The organism is Streptomyces sp. NPDC058579 (assembly GCF_042718575.1).
GTDB lineage: Bacteria > Actinomycetota > Actinomycetes > Streptomycetales > Streptomycetaceae > Streptomyces.
The window spans coordinates 33,097-51,676 of sequence record NZ_JBHXPI010000045.1 but is presented as its reverse complement, the minus strand read 5'-3'; the positions used below and the strand labels follow the sequence as shown (position 1 = coordinate 51,676).

Here is an 18,580-nt window from a genome sequence, read left to right as displayed (position 1 = left end):
AGGGGCGGGGTGGGGAAGGGAGCCCCGCGCAGCGGCTCCCGTCCCCGCCCCGCCCCGTCGTACCTCAGATGCGGTCGAGGACCCGCGTCAGCAGCTCGCCCATCCGGGCGGCCGAGTCGCGGCCGGCCTGGAGGACTTCCTCGTGGTTCAGCGGCTCGCCCGAGAGGCCCGCCGCCAGGTTGGTGACCAGGGAGATGCCCAGGACCTCGGCGCCCGCCTCGCGGGCCGCGATGGCCTCCAGGACGGTGGACATGCCGACCAGGTCGCCGCCCATGACGCGGACCATGTTGATCTCGGCCGGGGTCTCGTAGTGCGGGCCGGGGAACTGCACGTAGACGCCCTCTTCGAGGGTCTCGTCGATCTCCTTGCACAGCGCGCGCAGGCGCGGCGAGTAGAGGTCGGTGAGGTCCACGAAGTTCGCGCCGACGATCGGCGAGGCGGCCGTCAGGTTGAGGTGGTCGCTGATCAGGACCGGCTGGCCGGGGCGCATGCCCTCGCGCAGACCACCGCAGCCGTTGGTCAGGACGACGGTCTTGCAGCCGGCGGCGACGGCGGTGCGCACACCGTGGGCGACGGAGGCGACGCCCCGGCCCTCGTAGAAGTGGGTGCGGCCCAGGAAGACCAGGACGTGCTTGGCGCCGATCTTGTACGAGCGGACCTTGCCGCCGTGTCCCTCGACGACCGGCGGCGGGAAGCCGGGCAGCTCGGTCACGGGGAACTCGGCCTCCGGAGCGCCGAGCGCGTCGACGGCCGGCGCCCAGCCGGAGCCCATGACGAGCGCCACGTCGTGGGTCTCGATTCCGGTCAGCTCGCGAAGTCGCGCGGCAGCGGCCTCGGCGGCCTCGTACGGGGTGGCAGTTGCGTTCACTGACTCTCTCGCCTCGGGGAGGGGGGGTCCGAGGGGAGCCCCGGACGGATTTCGTACCCGCAGCAGCCTAGCCCGAGAATGCCTACGCGCGTAGATGACGATGCTGACGGACATGCGATCGTTGTCTTGTCGTTTCCGACGAATGGGCTAGTGGTCGCCCTGATGCGCTTGTGCCCACGCGGCTTCCCGTCCCCTCAGCACGGGCGCTTGCGCAGCTCCATCACGTAGTCGTGCGGCGCCCCCGCCGACTCCGCCGCGTCGGCCACCTCGCCGAGGTAGCGGGCGGACGGCAGCCCGCCCTCGTACGCGTTCAGGACGTACACCCAGGCCGCTTCCTCGCCGTCCAGGGTGTGCACGCGGAGCCGCATCCGCCGGTAGATGTCGAGGTTGACGCCCTCCCAGCGGTCCATGGAGTCCTCGTCCATCGGCGCGATGTCGTACAGCGCGACGAAGACCTGGGAACGCGGCGCCTCGACGATGGTGGCGAGCGCGCCCTCCCAGCCCATCTGCTCGCCGCCGAAGGTCAGCCGCCAGCCGTTGAGCCAGCCGGTGCCGCGCAGCGGGGAGTGCGGGGCGCGGCGGGTCATGAGCCGCGCGTCGAGGTTGCCGGCGTACGCGGCGTAGAGCGACATGGGATCGAGGGTACGGGAGGGGAGCGGGTGTCCGCGGAAGAGCGAGGTGGGGCTGGTGCCAGGGGGTGTCCTGTGGATCAGGCCGGTAAGCGAGCCGCGAGCCCTGCATGATCCACAAGACACCCCACGGCCGATCGGTGGCCCCGGCGCGAGTCCGTCCCTCGCGTACGGGACAATGGGGTACGCACTTGAAGCGTGCGGGACAATGGCGTACGCACTGCAGCCCAGCGGGGGACCCCCCGGCAGAACGAGAGCGCGAGGCGTAGATCCCAGTGACCCGGATCGTGATCATCGGCGGCGGACCCGGCGGATACGAGGCTGCCCTGGTGGGGGCCCAACTCGGCGCGGAGGTGACCGTCGTCGACTGCGACGGTCTCGGCGGCGCGTCCGTCCTCACCGACTGCGTCCCCTCGAAGACCCTCATCGCGACGGCCGAGGTGATGACGACCTTCGACTCCTCGTACGAGGAGCTGGGCATCATCGTCGCCGACGACACCCCGCACGTGGAGCAGGCCGCCCGCGTCGTCGGCGTCGACCTCGGCAAGGTCAACCGACGGGTGAAGCGGCTCGCGCTGGCCCAGTCCCACGACATCACCGCCTCCGTGACCCGGGCCGGCGCCCGGGTGCTGCGCGGTCGTGGCCGGCTCTCCGGCCGTCAGGCCATGGACGGTTCCCGTCAGGTGATCGTGACGGCGGCCGACGGTTCCGAGGAGGCGCTGACCGCCGACGCCGTGCTCATCGCGACCGGTGGCCACCCGCGCGAGCTGCCCGACGCCCAGCCGGACGGCGAGCGGATCCTCAACTGGACCCAGGTCTACGACCTCAAGGAGCTCCCCGAGGAGCTCATCGTGGTCGGCTCCGGTGTCACCGGCGCCGAGTTCGCCGGTGCCTACCAGGCGCTCGGCTCGCGGGTGACCCTGGTGTCGAGCCGCGACCGCGTCCTGCCCGGCGAGGACCCGGACGCCGCCGCCGTCCTGGAGGACGTCTTCCGCCGCCGCGGCATGAACGTCATGGCCCGCTCGCGCGCCGAGTCCGCCAAGCGGGTCGGTGACCGGGTCGAGGTCACCCTCTCCGACGGCCGGGTCATCTCCGGCACCCACTGCCTGATGGCCGTCGGCGCCATCCCGAACTCGGCCGGAATGGGTCTGGAGGAGGCCGGGGTCCGGCTCAAGGACTCCGGGCACATCTGGACCGACAAGGTCTCCCGCACCTCCGCCCCCGGTGTCTACGCGGCCGGTGACGTCACCGGAGTCTTCGCGCTCGCCTCGGTGGCGGCCATGCAGGGCCGGATCGCGATGTACCACTTCCTCGGCGACGCGGTGGCCCCGCTGAACCTGAAGACGGTCTCCTCGAACGTCTTCACCGACCCGGAGATCGCGACCGTCGGCTACACGCAGGCCGACGTGGACGCGGGCAAGATCGACGCCCGGGTCGTCAAGCTGCCGCTGCTGCGCAACCCGCGCGCCAAGATGCAGGGCATCCGGGACGGCTTCGTCAAGATCTTCTGCCGCCCGGGCACCGGGATCGTGGTCGGCGGCTGTGTCGTCGCCCCCAAGGCGAGCGAGCTGATCCACCCCATCTCGATCGCGGTCGACAACAATCTGACGGTCGAACAGATCGCAAACGCTTTCACCGTGTACCCCTCCCTGTCGGGCTCGATCGCGGAAGTGGCACGGCAGTTGCACACCCGAAAGGCGACGGGCGAGGCCTGATCACCCGCCGATCACCCCTCCCGCCTGGGGCGATCTGGACAACCCCCGGCAAGGCGGGGCATAGAACGATCAACGACGGGGCCTCCCATACCACTTGGAGGCCCCGTCTGTGCGTATCTTCTGCAATTCGGCGCATAGTGCTGAAAAGTTCCGGCCGCGCAGGTTACTGTCAGTTTCGTGTTCGCTGCAGAACGTCGTCAGTTGATCCTCGAAATGGTGCGCGCCAACGGAGCCGTGTCGCTCCGGGAGCTCGCCCGCGTCGTCCAGACCTCTGAAGTGACCGTACGACGAGACGTACGGGCGCTGGAGGCAGAAGGACTCCTCGACCGCCGGCACGGCGGTGCGGTACTGCCGGGCGGCTTCACGCGAGAATCCGGCTTCCCGCAGAAATCCCATCTCGCCACCGCGGAGAAGACGGCCATCGCCGACGTCGCCGCGAGCCTCGTCGAGGAGGGCGAGGCCATCGTCGTCGGCGCCGGGACGACCACGCAGGAGCTGGCCCGCCGGCTCGCCCGCGTGCCCGGTCTGACCGTGGTCACCAACTCCCTGCTCGTCGCCCAGGCCCTCGCCCACGCCAACCGGGTCGAGGTCGTCATGACCGGCGGCACGCTGCGCGGCTCCAACTACGCGCTGGTGGGCAGCGGGGCCGAGCAGTCCCTCCAGGGGCTGCGGGTCTCCCGGGCCTTCCTCTCCGGCAGCGGTCTGACCGCCGAGCGCGGGCTCTCCACGTCGAACATGCTCTCCGCGAGCGTGGACCGGGCGCTGGTGCAGGCTGCCGCCGAGGTCGTGGTCCTCGCCGACCACACCAAGCTCGGCACCGACACCATGTTCCAGACGGTGCCCACGGACGTGATCACCCGCCTCGTCACCGACGAGCCCCCCGCGCACGACGACCGTGCCGCGACGGAGCTCCAGGCGCTGGCCGACCAGGGCGTACAGATCGCCGTGGCCGGCACGGGCGCGGGTGGTGACCACCAGGTCCCCCCGCCGGGACGCCCCCGCCGCGACGTCCCCCTCCCGGGACAGCGGGGCCGCCACCCCGGCGGCCAGCTCCGCAGCGCGGGCGGGGCGTTGAACGGTGAGGTGCTCGCCCCCGAGCGCGCGGCGCGGGTGGCCGACATGCGGAGGCGCTGAGGCGCTGAGGCTCGTACGAAGGCTCGGTTTCAGGGGTCCCTCCCCCAGGGGGCCCACCGGGTGCGCCGGGGCGGATCCCCGGCTAGGGCTTCAGGCCCCGTACGGTCAGCGCCAGCAGGCGGTCGGCCAACTCCGGGTCCTCCGGGGACTGTTCCGCCGCCAGGGCGATCGCGTTCGCGAGCCGCATCAGATCGCCGATGGACACCTCGTCGCGTACCGTCCCCGCCTTCTGGGCCCGGGACAGCAGCGTCTCGCCCGCCGCGTGCAACGGGACACCGCACTGCGCGAGCGCCGAACGCGCCTCCCGAGAACCCGACATGGCGGGCATCAACGCCCGGGACAAGCCCCGGTACTCACTCGCATGAGTGATCAGGCAGCGCAGCCACTCCACGAGCGCCGGGCACGGCTCCTCGGCCCCCGCCAACTCCTCCCCGCGCTGCAGCAGCGCGGCGAGCGCCTCCTGGAAGACGGCGTTGATCAGCGCCTCACGGGTGGGGAAGTGCCGGTACAGCGTTCCGATGCCCACCCCTGCACGGCGCGCGATGTCCTCGAGGGAGGCGTCGGTGCCGTGCTCGGCGAAGGCGGCGCGGGCCTCGGTCAGCAGCCGTTCGTGGTTGCGGCGCGCGTCCGCACGCATGGGGCCATCCCTCCGGATACGGGCGAAGGGCCCACCGGCGGTGCGCCTGCGGGCCCTTCGTACAGCGGGTGTGCGGTCAGTCCTTGATCTCGCAGATCGCGGCGCCGGACGTGAGGGAGGCGCCGACCTCGGCGGAGAGGCCCTTGACCGTGCCGGAGCGGTGCGCGTTCAGCGGCTGCTCCATCTTCATGGCCTCCAGGACGACGATCAGGTCGCCCTCCTTGACCTCCTGGCCCTCCTCGACGGCCACCTTGACGATGGTGCCCTGCATCGGGGAGGCGAGGGTGTCGCCGGAGGCCGTCGGCCCGGACTTCTTCGCGGCGCGGCGCTTCGGCTTGGCGCCGGCGGCCAGGCCGGTACGGGCCAGGGTCATGCCGAGCGAGGAGGGCAGGGAGACCTCCAGGCGCTTGCCGCCGACCTCGACGACGATGGTCTCGCGGCCGGTCTCGTCCTCGTCGGCTTCGGTGCCGGCGGGGGCGAAGGGCTTGATCTGGTTGTCGAACTCGGTCTCGATCCAGCGGGTGTGGACCGTGAACGGGTCGGCGGTGAAGGCGGGGTCGACGACGACGGCCTGGTGGAACGGGATGGCGGTGGCCATGCCCTCGACCTTGAACTCCGCCAGCGCACGGGCCGCGCGCTGCAGGGCCTGCTCGCGGGTGGCGCCGGTGACGATCAGCTTGGCCAGCAGCGAGTCCCAGGCCGGGCCGATCACGGAGCCGGACTCCACGCCCGCGTCCAGGCGGACACCGGGGCCGGACGGCGGCGCGAAGTCGGTCACGACGCCGGGGGCGGGGAGGAAGTTACGGCCCGGGTCCTCGCCGTTGATGCGGAACTCGAAGGAGTGGCCGCGCATCTCCGGGTCGCCGTAACCGAGTTCCTCGCCGTCGGCGATCCGGAACATCTCGCGTACGAGGTCGATGCCGGTGACCTCTTCGGTGACCGGGTGCTCGACCTGGAGGCGGGTGTTGACCTCCAGGAAGGAGATCGTGCCGTCCGTGCCGACGAGGAACTCCACCGTGCCGGCGCCGACGTAGCCGGCCTCCTTCAGGATCGCCTTCGACGCCGCGTACAGCTGCTCGTTCTGCGCCTCGGTGAGGAACGGCGCGGGGGCCTCCTCGACCAGCTTCTGGTGGCGGCGCTGGAGGGAGCAGTCGCGGGTGGAGACGACGACGACGTTGCCGTGGCTGTCGGCCAGGCACTGGGTCTCGACGTGGCGGGGCTTGTCGAGGTAGCGCTCGACGAAGCACTCGCCCCGGCCGAAGGCCGCGACGGCCTCACGGACGGCCGAGTCGTAGAGCTCCGGGACCTCTTCGAGAGTCCGGGCGACCTTCAGACCACGACCGCCACCGCCGAAGGCGGCCTTGATCGCGATCGGCAGGCCGTGCTCCTCGGCGAAGGCGACGACCTCGTCCGCACCGGAGACCGGGTCGGGCGTGCCGGCGACCAGGGGCGCGCCTGCGCGCTGGGCGATGTGCCGGGCGGCGACCTTGTCACCGAGGTCCCGGATCGCCTGCGGCGGCGGGCCGATCCAGGTCAGACCGGCGTCCAGGACGGCCTGGGCGAACTCGGCGTTCTCGGAGAGGAAGCCGTAACCGGGGTGGATCGCGTCCGCCCCTGAGTCCTTCGCCGCCGCGAGCACCTTGGCCATGTCCAGATAGCTGGCGGCCGGGGTGTCACCGCCCAGGGCGAACGCCTCGTCGGCCGCGCGGACGTGCAGAGCGTCCCGGTCCGGCTCGGCGTAGACGGCCACACTCGCGATCCCCGCGTCCCGGCACGCCCGGGCCACACGGACTGCGATTTCGCCACGGTTGGCGATGAGCACCTTGCGCACGATGGCTCCCTCCTTGAAAACAAGCTGAGTTTAGGGACTACCGACACGGCCTTTCGACCCGTCCCCAGTGGTGAGCTTGCCCACACGGAGCGTGATACGAGGCGTTCGGGGTCATGAAATCCCTTGTCGTACCACGGTACGCAGGACTCCTCTACGGCACAGTAGCTCCGAGGTGTGGCACAGGTCTCTGTTCGGGCGACCAGTCGCCGATCAGGTTTCTTTGTGGAGTCCCTACGAATGGCGCAATGATTCTTTGCCCTGGGAACGTCCGTCGCCGACCCTTGTCCGCGGGTTTACCCGGCAGTAGCCTTCGCGCAGTCGTTCGTACTGTCGGTAACAGTCGTATACAGGGGGTGGCCGAGGTGGCCCGCAGACCGATAGCGCTCGTGACGGCGGGGGTGCTGTTCCTGGAGGCGCCGGCCATCGTCGGGCTCAACGCCGTCATGGCCCGTTTCGTCGAGGCCCAGTCGATGTCCCTGGACGGGCTCGACCCCGACCACATGGTGACCGGCACGTGGGTGCTCGGCATCGTCTCGGGGCTGCTCCTCGCGCTCTGCGCCACCGTCGCGCTGATCGCCGGCATCCGTGACAAGCGGCCGGGGCGGGCGGGCCGGGCCTTGCTCGTCGGCTGCGCCGTCGTGCACGGGCTGCTCGGCGCCGTGACGGTCGGTCTGATCGGCTGGGGGGCCTTCGCGTTCATGACCGTGGTGCTCGGCCTGATCGTGCTGACGCTGGTGGCGTACGGCAAGGGCGCCGACACGCCCGGAACCCCCGAGACCCCCGAAGGGGCGCCGGCGCCCGCGTAGGAAGCGTGGTTCCCGTCCGGGAGCCTGGGCCCGTCCGGGAACCTGGGCCCCGTCGTCAGTGCCACAGGTCCGTGATCGAGACCCCCAGCTTGCCGAGCAGCCTGCGCAGCAGCGGCAGGGACAGGCCGATCACGTTGCCCGGGTCGCCGTCGATGCCGTCGATGAACGGCGCCGAACGGCCGTCCAGGGTGAACGCGCCCGCCACGTGCAGCGGTTCGCCGCTCGCCACGTACGCGGCGACCTCGGCGTCGGTCGGCTCGCCGAAGCGGACCACGGTCGAGGCGGTCGCCGACTCGTAGCGCTTGGCGGCCGTGTCGTAGACGCAGTGCCCGGTCTGGAGGATGCCGACCCTGCCCCGCATGGCCTTCCAGCGGGCGGTGGCGTCCTCGGCGTCCGCGGGCTTGCCGAGGGCCTGCCCGTCGAGTTCGAGGACCGAGTCGCAGCCGATGACCAGCGCGCCGAAGACCTCGGGGCGGGCGGCCACATGGGCGGCCTTGGCCTCGGCGAGCGCGAGGGCCAGTTCGGCGGGCGTCGGGGCGTGGACCTTGTCCTCGTCGACGCCGCTCACGATGACCTCGGGGGCGAGTCCGGCCTGCCGCAGCAGTCCGAGACGGGCGGGCGAGGCGGAGGCGAGCACGACACGGCGGCGATCAGGAGTCATGGGGGAAGCGTAGCCAGTACGGCCGCTCCCGGCGCCCATTCGGTGGACCGGCCACTCAGTGGACGCCGACCACGAACATCGCCACCACCATCGCCAGGGCCAGCAGGATCGACGCGCGACGCAGCATCGCCTGCATGTCGCGCATCTCCTTCGGCGGCTCGTTCTCCGGGTCGGACCACAGCATGCGTCCGATCCTGCTCGTGCGACGGCCGGGGCGCCTGAGTACTCGTACTCAAGCGCCCCGGTGCCGAAGGACTAGAAGGACTAGTCGAACGCCTGATTACGGCGCGGTGAACACCCCCGCCTCGGCCGACGTCAGCGCCGCCCGGGCCGCCCGCTCGCCGTCCTCCGGGCCCAGCGGCTCGCGCGTGATCATGAAGCGGTAGTAGAGCGGGGCGGAGACCGCGCGCAGCAGCTCCAGCTCGTCCGTCTCCGGCGGGATCTCGCCGCGCGCCGCACCCCGCTTCACCACCGGGGCCCACTCCTCCAGGCGGGCCCGGTAGAAGCCGTTCAGCGCCTCGGCGCACTCCTCGTCGCAGGCCGCCGCCGCGATGACCGCGCGGAAGACGCCGCCCATCCGGGCGTCGGTGAGCGTCCTGACGACGAGTGCGGCGTTGGCCCGCAGGTCGCCCGCGAGGCTGCCGGTGTCGGAGGCCGGCAGGGACTGCTCGGCCATGTCGCGCAGCAGGTCGGCGACGAGGCCGACGGGGGAGCCCCAGCGCCGGTAGACGGTCGTCTTGCCCACGCCCGCGCTCGCGGCGACATGGTCCATGTTCAGCGCGTGGAAGCCCGTGGCGGCCAGGGCGTCCTCGGTCGCTTCGAGGACGGCCCGGCGCACCTTCGCGGTACGGCCCCCGGGACGCACGGTGCCGGGCACGGCCGGCTGGCTCTCACTCAAACGGGTCTCCTGTTCCATTAACGCCTTCGAGTCTGCTACGGTACGGGACATCTTAACGGAAACAGATTCCCATTAAGGGGTCCGCCGATGGTTGCCACCGATGTCCGGTCACAGGCCGGCACCCAGCCCGCCGCACGTATGGACGGACGGATGCGGCTCGTCCTCCTCGTCCTCCTCGTCGCCCAGTTCATGCTGGCCGTCGACTTCTCGATCCTGAACGTCGCGCTGCCCGTCATCGGCGAAGGACTCGGCTTCTCGCTGGCGAACCTCCAGTGGATCGCCACCGCCTTCGCGCTCGCCGCCGCCGGATTCACCCTCCTCTTCGGGCGCGTCGCCGACCTCGTCGGACGCCGCCGCCTCTTCCTCGGCGGCATGGCGCTCCTCGGGCTCTCCTCGCTCCTCGGCGGCCTCGCCACCGACCCGGCCCTGCTGATGGCCGCGCGCGTCGCCCAGGGCCTCGCCACCGCCGCCGTCACGCCCGCCGGGCTCTCCCTGCTCACGTCCTCGTTCCCCGAGGGCCCCCTGCGCGCCAAGGCGCTCGGCCTGAACGGCGCGCTGATGTCGGCCGGGTTCACCACGGGCGCGATCCTCGGCGGCGTCCTGACCGAGCTGCTCTCCTGGCGCTGGGCCTTCTTCATCAACGTGCCCGTCGCCCTCGCGGTCCTGCTCGTCGCGCCCGCCGTGCTCAAGGAGAGCCGCCCGGCCGTCCGCCCGCGCCTCGACGTCCCCGGCGCGATCACCGTCACCGGCGGCCTCCTCGCGCTCGTCTACGGCCTCACCACCGAGCCCCTGGCGCTGCCGGTCGGCATCGCCCTGCTGGTCGCCTTCTGGTTCGTGGAGCGCCGCGCCGCCTCACCCCTCGTACCGGTACGGATCCTCGCCCGCCCCACCGTGATCTGGGGCAACCTCGCCGGGCTCGTCGCCTTCGTCACCGAGACCTCGCTGGTCTTCCTGATGACGCTCTACCTGCAGGACGTCCTCGGCTTCTCGCCGCTCGCCGCCGGCCTGTCGTTCGGCGTGCTCGGCGCGGGCACGGTCATCGGCGGGGTCTTCGCGCCGCGCTTCATCGGCCGGTACGGCTCCCGCGCCGCCCTCGTCGTCGGCGGGCTGATCCAGGCCGTCGCCACGGTCTCCCTCTACGCCCTCGGCGACGACCGGAGCTGGCTCTGGCTGCTGCTCGCCGCCACCTTCGTCGGCGGTGTCGGCAACATGCTCGCCATCGTCGGCTTCATGGTCACCGCCACCTCCGGGCTGCCCGACTCCGAGCAGGGCATGGCGACCGGCCTCGCCACGATGACCCAGCAGATCGGCATCACCATGGGCACGCCGATCATGAGCGCCGTCGTCGTCACCTCCACCACGGTCTTCGACGGCATCGGCCTCGCGGTCCTGGTCAATGCCGCGATCGTCGTCGTGGGCGCCGTCCTGGCCGGGATCTTCCTGCGCCGCACGTGACGGCTTCCCGGGTACGCGAAAGGCCGGACCCCGCGCATGGGGTCCGGCCTTCGGCGTCGAGACAGTCGAAAAACCAGAAGAGCTACGCCGGCCAGTAGGACCGCGCCCACGAGCGCGGCCCCGGCCGGGGCCGTACCGAACGGGCGATGCGGGCCGGGTCCGACCAGCCCTCCGGGGACTCCGGGCCGTCACCGCCGGCCGCGGCGGCCGCAGCAGTCGCCGCGGCCCGGGCCTGGACCACCGCCAGAGCGGCGGCCAGCTCCTCCGGGGTCGGGTTTCCTCGTACGACCTTGATCATGTCGACTCCCTGAGGTCTAGAGGGGGATGTTGCCGTGCTTCTTCGGAGGGAGGGATTCCCGCTTTGTACGCAGCTGACGCAGGCCCTTCACGATCTGCGGGCGGGTGTCCGACGGCAGGATGACCCCGTCGATGTAGCCGCGCTCGGCCGCCGTGTACGGGTTGAGCAGGGTGTCCTCGTACTCCTGGATCAGCCGCGCCCGCTCCGCCTCCTGATCCTCGGCCGCCGCGATCGTCCTGCGGTGCAGGATGTTCACCGCGCCCTGCGCGCCCATGACCGCGATCTGCGCGGTCGGCCACGCCAGGTTCAGGTCGGCGCCCAGGTGCTTGGAGCCCATGACGTCGTACGCGCCGCCGAAGGCCTTGCGGGTGATGACGGTGATCAGCGGGACCGTCGCCTCGGCGTACGCGTAGATCAGCTTGGCGCCCCGGCGGATGATGCCGCCGTACTCCTGGTCCACGCCCGGCAGGAAGCCCGGCACGTCGACGAAGGTGATGACCGGGACGTTGAACGCGTCGCAGGTGCGCACGAAGCGCGCGGCCTTCTCGCTCGCGTTGATGTCCAGGCAGCCGGCGAACTGCATCGGCTGGTTGGCGACGATGCCCACCGGGAAGCCCTCCACGCGGCCGAAGCCGGTGAGGATGTTCGGCGCGAACAGCGACTGCGTCTCCAGGAACTCGCCGTCGTCGACGATGTGTTCGATGACGGTGTGCATGTCGTACGGCTGGTTGGCGGAGTCCGGGATCAGGACGTCCAGCTCGCGGTCCTCGTCCGTCGCCTCCGTCTCGGCGGTCTCCGGGAAGGCCGGCGGCTCGGAGAGGTTGTTCGACGGCAGGTACGACAGCAGGGACTTGACGTACTCGATCGCGTCCTTCTCGTCACCGGCCATGTGGTGCGCCACACCGGACGTGGTGTTGTGCGTGCGCGCGCCGCCCAGCTCCTCGAAGCCGACGTCCTCACCGGTGACCGTCTTGATGACGTCCGGGCCCGTGATGAACATGTGCGAGGTCTGGTCGACCATGACGGTGAAGTCGGTGATCGCGGGGGAGTAGACCGCGCCGCCCGCGCAGGGGCCGACGACCAGGGAGATCTGCGGGATCACGCCGGAGGCATGGGTGTTGCGGCGGAAGATCTCGCCGTACATGCCGAGGGCCATGACGCCCTCCTGGATCCGCGCGCCGCCCGAGTCGTTGATCCCGACCACCGGGCAGCCGGTCTTCAGCGCGAAGTCCATGACCTTCATGATCTTCTGGCCGAAGACCTCGCCGAGCGCGCCGCCGAAGACCGTGAAGTCCTGCGAGAAGACGGCGACCGGACGGCCGTCGACCGTGCCGTAGCCGGTCACCACACCGTCGCCGTACGGACGGGTCTTCTCCAGGCCGAAGTTGGTCGACCGGTGCCGGGCCAGCTCGTCGAGCTCCACGAACGAGCCCTCGTCGAGCAGGAGTGCGATCCGCTCCCGCGCGGTCAGCTTGCCCTTCGCGTGCTGCTTCTCCACCGCCCGCTCGGAGCCGGCGTGGGTGGCCTCGTCAATCCGGCGCTGAAGGTCCGCGATCTTGCCCGCGGTCGTGTGAATGTCGATCTCTTGCGGCTCTACCGACTCGGACATCGGGATGCGGCTCCCTGCCTGGTCACGGGGGTTCGTTTACTACGAATGGGCTACTGCTCGGCTACTGACCCGTAGCGTATCGACGGCGATACGGTTCGGCACTGCGGTCTTTGCCACACCTAGTCTGGCTTGCATGACGTCCTCAGATGCCTCAGGAGCGCGGTGGTCCGACCTGGACCGGCCCCCGCTCAACGCCGCCGCGCTGCGCCGCGCGCTCGTCCTCCCCGACGGGCTCTGGACCTCGTTCGACCTGGTCACCACGGTCGGCTCCACCAACTCCGACCTGGCCGCCCGCGCCGACGAGCTGCCCGAGGGGGCCGTGCTCGTCGCCGAGGAGCAGACGTCGGGGCGCGGCCGCCTCGACCGCGACTGGGTCTCGCCGCCGCGCGCGGGGCTCTTCCTCTCCGTCCTGCTCAAGCCGGACGTGCCCGTGCACCGCTGGGGCTGGCTCCCGCTGCTCACGGGCGTCGCGGCGGCGACCGGGCTCGCGAAGTCCGCCGGCGTGGACCTCTCCCTCAAGTGGCCGAACGACCTGCTGGTTTCGGTCGGGGGCGAGGAGCGGAAGGCCGGCGGGATCCTCGCCGAGCGGGCGGGCGAGGACGGGGTCGTCGTCGGGATCGGGGTCAACGTGACCCTGAAGGCGGAGGAGCTGCCGGTGCCGGGCGCCGGTTCGCTGCTCCTCGCCGACGCGATCTCCACGGACCGCGACACGCTGCTGCGCTCCGTCCTGCGCTCCCTGGAGCACTGGTACGGGGAGTGGACCCGGGCCGACGGCGACCCGGTCGCCTCCGGCCTCCAGGCCGCGTACGAGGCGGGCTGCTCGACCCTGGGCCGGCACATCCGGGCCGACCTCCCGGGCGAGCGGATGCTGGAGGGCGAGGCGGTCGGCGTGGACGGCGACGGGCGCCTGGTGGTGGCGACCGAGGGCGGCGGCACGGAGGCGGTCGCGGCGGGCGACATCGTCCACGTCCGCGCCACGGGCTGAACCCGGCTGTGACCCGGGGGCGGGACCGCGCCGCCCCCGGGAGACCGTCGAACCGCCGGAACGGCGTGAGCTGGCACACACCTGTCGTATCGTGGAGCGCGATCCAGGGCGACAGATCGGCAGGGCAGTGGGCAGGGAAACGGCAGGAGGCGGCCGGTGACCGTCGACGACGCGCACAACGGCGGTGAGGCGGAGCCACCCGCCGAGGCGGAGCCGCCGGCTGAGGCGGAGCCGCCGGCGTACCCCACGCCGCACCACCACGTCGACCACACGGCCGAGCCGACCGACGACCCCCTCGCGATCCGCCTGGAACAGCTCATCCTCGGCGCGGACCGCCGCTACACCCCCTTCCAGGCCGCCCGCACGGCCGGCGTCTCCATGGAGCTCGCCTCCCGGTTCTGGCGCGCCATGGGCTTCGCCGACATCGGCCAGGCCAAGGCGCTCACCGAGGCCGACGTCCTCGCCCTGCGCCGCCTCGCCGGTCTCGTCGAGGCGGGGCTGCTCAGCGAGCCCATGGCCGTCCAGGTCGCCCGGTCCACCGGCCAGACCACCGCCCGGCTCGCCGAGTGGCAGATCGACTCGTTCCTGGAGGGCCTCACCGAGCCGCCCGAGCCCGGGATGACGCGTACCGAGGTCACGTACCCCCTGGTCGAGCTGCTCCTGCCCGAGCTGGAGGAGTTCCTGATCTACGTCTGGCGCCGCCAGCTCGCCGCCGCCACAGGGCGTGTCGTGCAGGCCGCCGACGACGAGGAGATGGTCGACCGGCGGCTGGCCGTCGGCTTCGCCGACCTCGTCGGGTTCACCCGGCTGACCCGCCGCCTGGAGGAGGAGGAGCTCGGCGAGCTGGTCGAGGCCTTCGAGACCACCTGCGCCGACCTCGTCGCCGCGCACGGCGGCCGGCTGATCAAGACCCTCGGCGACGAGGTGCTGTACGCCGCCGACGACGCGGGGACCGCCGCCGAGATCGCGCTGCGCCTGATCGAGACGCTCAGCCACGACGAGACGATGCCCGCCCTGCGCGTGGGCATCGCGTTCGGCACGGTGACGACCCGGATGGGCGACGTCTTCGGTACGACGGTGAACCTCGCGAGCCGGCTCACCTCGATAGCGCCCAAGGACACCGTCCTGGTCGACGGGGCGCTCGCCGAGGAGCTGACCCGTACCGGCGACGCGCCCGTCTCGGAGACGCAGGCGGCCGAGGAGGCGGCCCGCGCCGAGAAGGAGGGCGAGCAGGCGCCGACGTACCGCTTCGCGCTGCAGCCGATGTGGCAGCGCCCGGTGCGCGGTCTCGGCGTCGTGGAGCCCTGGCACCTGACCCGTCGCCCGACCTAGGATCCCGGTGAACAGTCGTTAACCGGGAGGGACGGGCCATGTCCGAGCAGTCCGAGCAGCGCTTTGGTGAATTCGTCGCGGTCCGTAGGCACGAGCACGTCGCCGAGCTGGTCCTCGACCGGCCCAAGGCGATGAACGCGGTCTCCCTGGAGATGGCCCGCTCGATCAGCGCCGCCTGCGCGGCGCTCGCGGCGGACGACTCGGTACGGGTGACGGTGCTGACGTCCTCCAACGACAGGGCCTTCTGCGTCGGCGCCGACCTCAAGGAGCGCAACTCCTTCACGGACGCCCAGATGGTCCAGCAGCGGCCCGTCTCGCGCGGCGCGTACGGCGGCGTGCTCGACCTGCCGATGCCGACCGTCGCCGCCGTGCACGGCTTCGCGCTCGGTGGCGGCTACGAGCTGGCGCTCGCCTGCGACGTGATCGTCGCCGACGCGACGGCCGTGGTCGGGCTGCCCGAGGTGTCGGTGGGCGTGATCCCTGGCGGCGGCGGTACGCAGCTGCTGCCGCGCCGGGTGGGCGCGGCGCGCGCGGCCGAACTGGTCTTCACCGCGCGGCGTGTGGAGGCGGCGGAGGCGCGTGACCTGGGCCTCGTCGACGTGCTCGCGGAGGACGCCCGCACGGCTGCCCTGGAGCTGGCCGGCCGGATGGCGGCCAACTCGCCGGTCGGCCTGCGCGCCTCGAAGCGCGCGCTGCGGCTCGGACAGGGCCTGGACCTGAGGGCGGGCCTGGAGGTCGAGGACGCGGCGTGGCGCTCGGTGGCGTTCTCGGGGGACCGGGCGGAGGGCGTGGCGGCGTTCAACGAGAAGCGGAAGCCGGAGTGGCCGGGGGTCTGAGAATCGGCTGAGAAGACGCCGATTCGACGTCGATTGTCACGTTCCGTGATGCTCCACGCGTAAAAAAGGGCGAAACGTCCCTAAACTGGATGAATGGGAGAGGACGTTCGGCTGCGGGCCGTAGTGGCGCTGGCGCAGGCGATGGCGGCGGCGCACACCCCGCGCGAGTTCTGGCGGGCCGCGGCGCTGGGTGCCCGCGACGGGCTCGGCGGGACCTTCGCCGCACTCTCGGTCTGGGAGCGCGACCACGGCCGGCTCAAGGTGCTCGTGAACGCCGGCGAGCGGGCCGCGGGCGAGGAGGAGTTCCCCGACGCGGAGACGTACCCGGTGCACCAGTTCCCCGAGATCACCGAGTTCCTGCACGCGCAGTGGGCCGGTGGCGGGGAGCCCGACGCCTGGGTGGAGACCGCGGACGACCGCGTCCCGACCGGCCGCGTCACGGGCCTGCGCATGCGCGGGCGGGGCTGCTGCGTGGTCGCGCCGGTGGTGCTGCACGGCAGGGCCTGGGGCGAGCTGTACGTGGCGCGGCCGAGGGGTGCGCCGGTCTTCGACCGCGACGACGCGGACTTCGCGGCGGTGCTCGCGGCCGTGGTGGCGGCGGGCATCGCCCAGGCGGAACGCCTGGAGGAGGTGCGGAAGCTGGCCTTCACCGACCCGCTGACCGGGCTCGCGAACCGGCGCGCGGTCGACACCCGGCTCGACGAGGCGATCGAGCGCTACCGGGTCGACGGTTCCGTGGTGAGCCTGGTGGTCTGCGACCTGAACGGCCTCAAGCGCGTCAACGACACCCACGGCCACGCGGTCGGCGACCGCCTGCTCGAACGCTTCGGCTCGGTGCTCTCACGATGCGGTGCGATGCTCCCGGGCGCGCTCTCGGCGCGGCTCGGCGGCGACGAGTTCTGCCTCCTGTCGATCGGCCCGACGTCGGACGAGGTGGTGGCGGTAGCCGACGAACTCTGTGTACGGGCTGGGGAGCTTGAGCTGGGCGAAGGCGTGGCGTGCGGCGTCGCGTCCACGGGCGACCCCATCGGCCCGGTCAAATCCGCCCGCCGCCTCTTCCGCCTCGCGGACGCGGCCCAGTACCAGGCCAAGGCGGCCCGCTCGGCAAAACCGGTGGTGGCAGGCCGCGACGGCACGGTCATCCCCCTCGCCGACGCCCCACCGGGCGCCCGAGACCGCCGACGCTTCCGCGACGCACCGCCGGTCTAGGCCGGCGTCCGGAACATCGGTAAGGACCTGCCCCCAGGTCGACTAGTGACATGTTGGTCTTCAATCCGTAGGGTGCTGAATATGGATATGCACTCAGTCGTCCTCGGCACGTCCGGCACCAGCTTCCAGGACGTCATCGACGTCGCCCGCCACGGTGCGCGCGTCGAGTTGTCGCCCGAGGCCGTGCGGGCGCTCGCCGGGGCACGTGCCGTTGTCGACGCGCTTGCCGCCAAGCCTGAGCCCGTGTACGGCGTCTCCACCGGGTTCGGGGCCCTCGCCACCCGGCACATCAGCCCCGAACTGCGCGCGCAGCTCCAGCGCAACATCGTCCGCTCGCACGCCGCCGGCATGGGCCCGCGCGTCGAGCGGGAGGTCGTGCGGGCCCTGATGTTCCTGCGGCTCAAGACCGTCGCCTCCGGGCACACCGGCGTGCGGCCCGAGGTCGCGCAGACCATGGCCGACGTCCTCAACGCGGGCATCACCCCCGTCGTCCACGAGTACGGCTCCCTCGGCTGCTCCGGCGACCTCGCGCCGCTCTCGCACTGCGCCCTGACCCTGATGGGCGAGGGCGACGCCGAGGGGCCCGACGGTGTCGTGAAGCCTGCCGGCGAGCTGCTCGCCGCCGCCGGGATCGACGCCGTCGAGCTGCGCGAGAAGGAGGGCCTCGCCCTCCTCAACGGCACCGACGGCATGCTCGGCATGCTGATCATGGCCCTCGCCGATCTGGAGAACCTCTACACGTCGGCCGACATCACCGCCGCGCTCTCCCTGGAGGCCCTCCTCGGCACCGAGAAGGTCCTCGAACCCGAGCTGCACGCCATCCGCCCCCACCCCGGCCAGGGCGCCTCCGCCGCCAACATGCTCGCCGTGCTCAAGGGCTCCGGGCTCACCGGCCACTTCCAGGAGGAAGAGGCCCCGCGCGTCCAGGACGCGTACTCCGTGCGCTGCGCCCCGCAGGTCGCCGGCGCCGGCCGCGACACCATGGCCCACGCCCGTACGGTCGCCGAGCGCGAGCTCGCCTCCGCCGTCGACAACCCCGTGATCCTCGCGGACGGCCAGATCCGCTCCAACGGCAACTTCCACGGCGCCCCCGTCGCGTACGTCCTCGACTTCCTCGCGATCGCCGCCGCCGACCTCGGCTCCATCGCCGAGCGCCGCACCGACCGGCTCCTCGACAAGAACCGGTCCCACGGCCTGCCGCCCTTCCTCGCCGACGACGCCGGCGTCGACTCGGGCCTGATGATCGCCCAGTACACCCAGGCCGCCCTGGTCAGCGAGATGAAGCGGCTGGCCGTCCCGGCCTCCGCCGACTCCATCCCGTCCTCCGCGATGCAGGAGGACCACGTCTCCATGGGCTGGTCCGCCGCCCGCAAGCTGCGCACCGCGATCGGCAACCTCAACCGGATCATCGCCGTCGAGCTGTACGCCGCCACCCGCGGCATCGAGCTCCGCCGCGGCCTCACCCCCGCCCCCGCCTCGCAGGCCGCCATCGACGCCCTGCGCGCCGCCGGGGTCGAGGGCCCGGGCCCGGACCGCTTCCTCGCCCCCGACCTGGAGGGCGCCGACGCCTTCGTACGGGAGGGCAAGCTGGTCGCCGCCGTGGAGCCGGTCACCGGGCCGCTGGCCTAGCCGGGGAACGAAAAAGGGCCGCCGTCCCCAGCCGGGGCGGCGGCCCTT

General features: G+C 72.0%; 18 protein-coding genes. 9 read left to right on the top strand and 9 right to left on the bottom strand.

Features of this window, described 5'->3' with window-relative positions:
- Positions 1–64: 64 nt before the first annotated feature.
- Together ACFWRO_RS31910 and ACFWRO_RS31905 are read right to left on the bottom strand one after the other, a co-directional pair.
- Entirely contained in the window at positions 65–868 is an 804-nt protein-coding gene (locus ACFWRO_RS31910; protein WP_384516474.1) for a purine-nucleoside phosphorylase, read from the bottom strand.
- A 194-nt stretch (positions 869–1,062) separates the two neighbouring features.
- Positions 1,063–1,500, bottom strand: coding sequence for a gamma-glutamylcyclotransferase (locus ACFWRO_RS31905; protein ID WP_384516471.1), 438 nt, complete (start codon positions 1,498–1,500; stop codon positions 1,063–1,065).
- A 272-nt stretch (positions 1,501–1,772) separates the two neighbouring features.
- Between ACFWRO_RS31905 and ACFWRO_RS31900 the strand changes: the two genes are divergently transcribed.
- On the top strand, positions 1,773–3,212 hold the full coding sequence (locus ACFWRO_RS31900; RefSeq protein WP_362017442.1) for an NAD(P)H-quinone dehydrogenase: 1,440 nt from the start codon (positions 1,773–1,775) through the stop codon (positions 3,210–3,212).
- A gap of 177 nt (positions 3,213–3,389) precedes the next feature.
- Entirely contained in the window at positions 3,390–4,346 is a 957-nt protein-coding gene (locus ACFWRO_RS31895) for a DeoR/GlpR family DNA-binding transcription regulator (protein ID WP_384516468.1), read from the top strand.
- 82 nt (positions 4,347–4,428) lie between these two features.
- Here ACFWRO_RS31895 and ACFWRO_RS31890 read toward each other — a convergent pair whose 3' ends face one another.
- Positions 4,429–4,983, bottom strand: coding sequence for a TetR/AcrR family transcriptional regulator (locus ACFWRO_RS31890; RefSeq protein ID WP_384516466.1), 555 nt, complete (start codon positions 4,981–4,983; stop codon positions 4,429–4,431).
- A 76-nt stretch (positions 4,984–5,059) separates the two neighbouring features.
- A complete protein-coding gene (locus ACFWRO_RS31885) occupies positions 5,060–6,814 on the bottom strand; it encodes an acetyl/propionyl/methylcrotonyl-CoA carboxylase subunit alpha (RefSeq protein ID WP_384516463.1) in 1,755 nt (584 codons plus the stop codon).
- A 362-nt stretch (positions 6,815–7,176) separates the two neighbouring features.
- Between ACFWRO_RS31885 and ACFWRO_RS31880 the strand changes: the two genes are divergently transcribed.
- Entirely contained in the window at positions 7,177–7,620 is a 444-nt protein-coding gene (locus ACFWRO_RS31880) for a hypothetical protein (RefSeq protein WP_384516461.1), read from the top strand.
- 55 nt (positions 7,621–7,675) lie between these two features.
- Here the strand turns inward: ACFWRO_RS31880 and ACFWRO_RS31875 are convergent, their stop codons facing one another.
- From ACFWRO_RS31875 to ACFWRO_RS31865, 3 genes are all read right to left on the bottom strand, one after another.
- Positions 7,676–8,281: a nucleoside triphosphate pyrophosphatase gene (locus ACFWRO_RS31875; protein WP_384516458.1), complete on the bottom strand. Its 606-nt coding sequence runs from the start codon at positions 8,279–8,281 to the stop codon at positions 7,676–7,678.
- 55 nt (positions 8,282–8,336) lie between these two features.
- The gene (mmpB, locus tag ACFWRO_RS31870) at positions 8,337–8,465 is read right to left on the bottom strand and encodes a morphogenic membrane protein MmpB (RefSeq protein ID WP_361442946.1); all 129 of its coding nucleotides are present in this window, start codon (positions 8,463–8,465) and stop codon (positions 8,337–8,339) included.
- 96 nt (positions 8,466–8,561) lie between these two features.
- Positions 8,562–9,197, bottom strand: a complete 636-nt coding sequence (locus ACFWRO_RS31865; protein WP_384516455.1) for a TetR/AcrR family transcriptional regulator — start codon at positions 9,195–9,197, stop codon at positions 8,562–8,564.
- Between the two features lie 69 nt (positions 9,198–9,266).
- On the opposite strand from ACFWRO_RS31865, the gene ACFWRO_RS31860 reads away from it, so the two are divergent.
- Positions 9,267–10,634 carry an MFS transporter gene (locus tag ACFWRO_RS31860; RefSeq protein WP_384516453.1) on the top strand — a complete coding sequence of 456 codons (1,368 nt, stop codon included), beginning with the start codon at positions 9,267–9,269 and terminating at the stop codon, positions 10,632–10,634.
- Positions 10,635–10,716: 82 nt separating this feature from the next.
- Here the strand turns inward: ACFWRO_RS31860 and ACFWRO_RS31855 are convergent, their stop codons facing one another.
- Positions 10,717–10,932 (bottom strand): acyl-CoA carboxylase epsilon subunit, encoded by a 216-nt coding sequence (locus ACFWRO_RS31855; protein WP_384516451.1) that lies wholly within the window; start codon positions 10,930–10,932, stop codon positions 10,717–10,719.
- A gap of 16 nt (positions 10,933–10,948) precedes the next feature.
- Positions 10,949–12,541, bottom strand: coding sequence for an acyl-CoA carboxylase subunit beta (locus ACFWRO_RS31850; RefSeq protein ID WP_384516449.1), 1,593 nt, complete (start codon positions 12,539–12,541; stop codon positions 10,949–10,951).
- Between the two features lie 133 nt (positions 12,542–12,674).
- Between ACFWRO_RS31850 and ACFWRO_RS31845 the strand changes: the two genes are divergently transcribed.
- The 5 genes from ACFWRO_RS31845 to hutH all read left to right on the top strand — a co-directional run bounded on the left by ACFWRO_RS31845 (position 12,675) and on the right by hutH (position 18,532).
- Positions 12,675–13,526: a biotin--[acetyl-CoA-carboxylase] ligase gene (locus ACFWRO_RS31845; protein WP_384516446.1), complete on the top strand. Its 852-nt coding sequence runs from the start codon at positions 12,675–12,677 to the stop codon at positions 13,524–13,526.
- Between the two features lie 156 nt (positions 13,527–13,682).
- Positions 13,683–14,858: an adenylate/guanylate cyclase domain-containing protein gene (locus tag ACFWRO_RS31840; RefSeq protein ID WP_384516443.1), complete on the top strand. Its 1,176-nt coding sequence runs from the start codon at positions 13,683–13,685 to the stop codon at positions 14,856–14,858.
- 38 nt (positions 14,859–14,896) lie between these two features.
- Positions 14,897–15,694: an enoyl-CoA hydratase/isomerase family protein gene (locus ACFWRO_RS31835; RefSeq protein ID WP_384516441.1), complete on the top strand. Its 798-nt coding sequence runs from the start codon at positions 14,897–14,899 to the stop codon at positions 15,692–15,694.
- A 93-nt stretch (positions 15,695–15,787) separates the two neighbouring features.
- Positions 15,788–16,903, top strand: coding sequence for a diguanylate cyclase domain-containing protein (locus tag ACFWRO_RS31830; protein WP_384516438.1), 1,116 nt, complete (start codon positions 15,788–15,790; stop codon positions 16,901–16,903).
- 87 nt (positions 16,904–16,990) lie between these two features.
- The gene (hutH, locus tag ACFWRO_RS31825) at positions 16,991–18,532 is read left to right on the top strand and encodes a histidine ammonia-lyase (RefSeq protein WP_384516477.1); all 1,542 of its coding nucleotides are present in this window, start codon (positions 16,991–16,993) and stop codon (positions 18,530–18,532) included.
- The last annotated feature ends 48 nt before the right edge of the window (positions 18,533–18,580 follow it).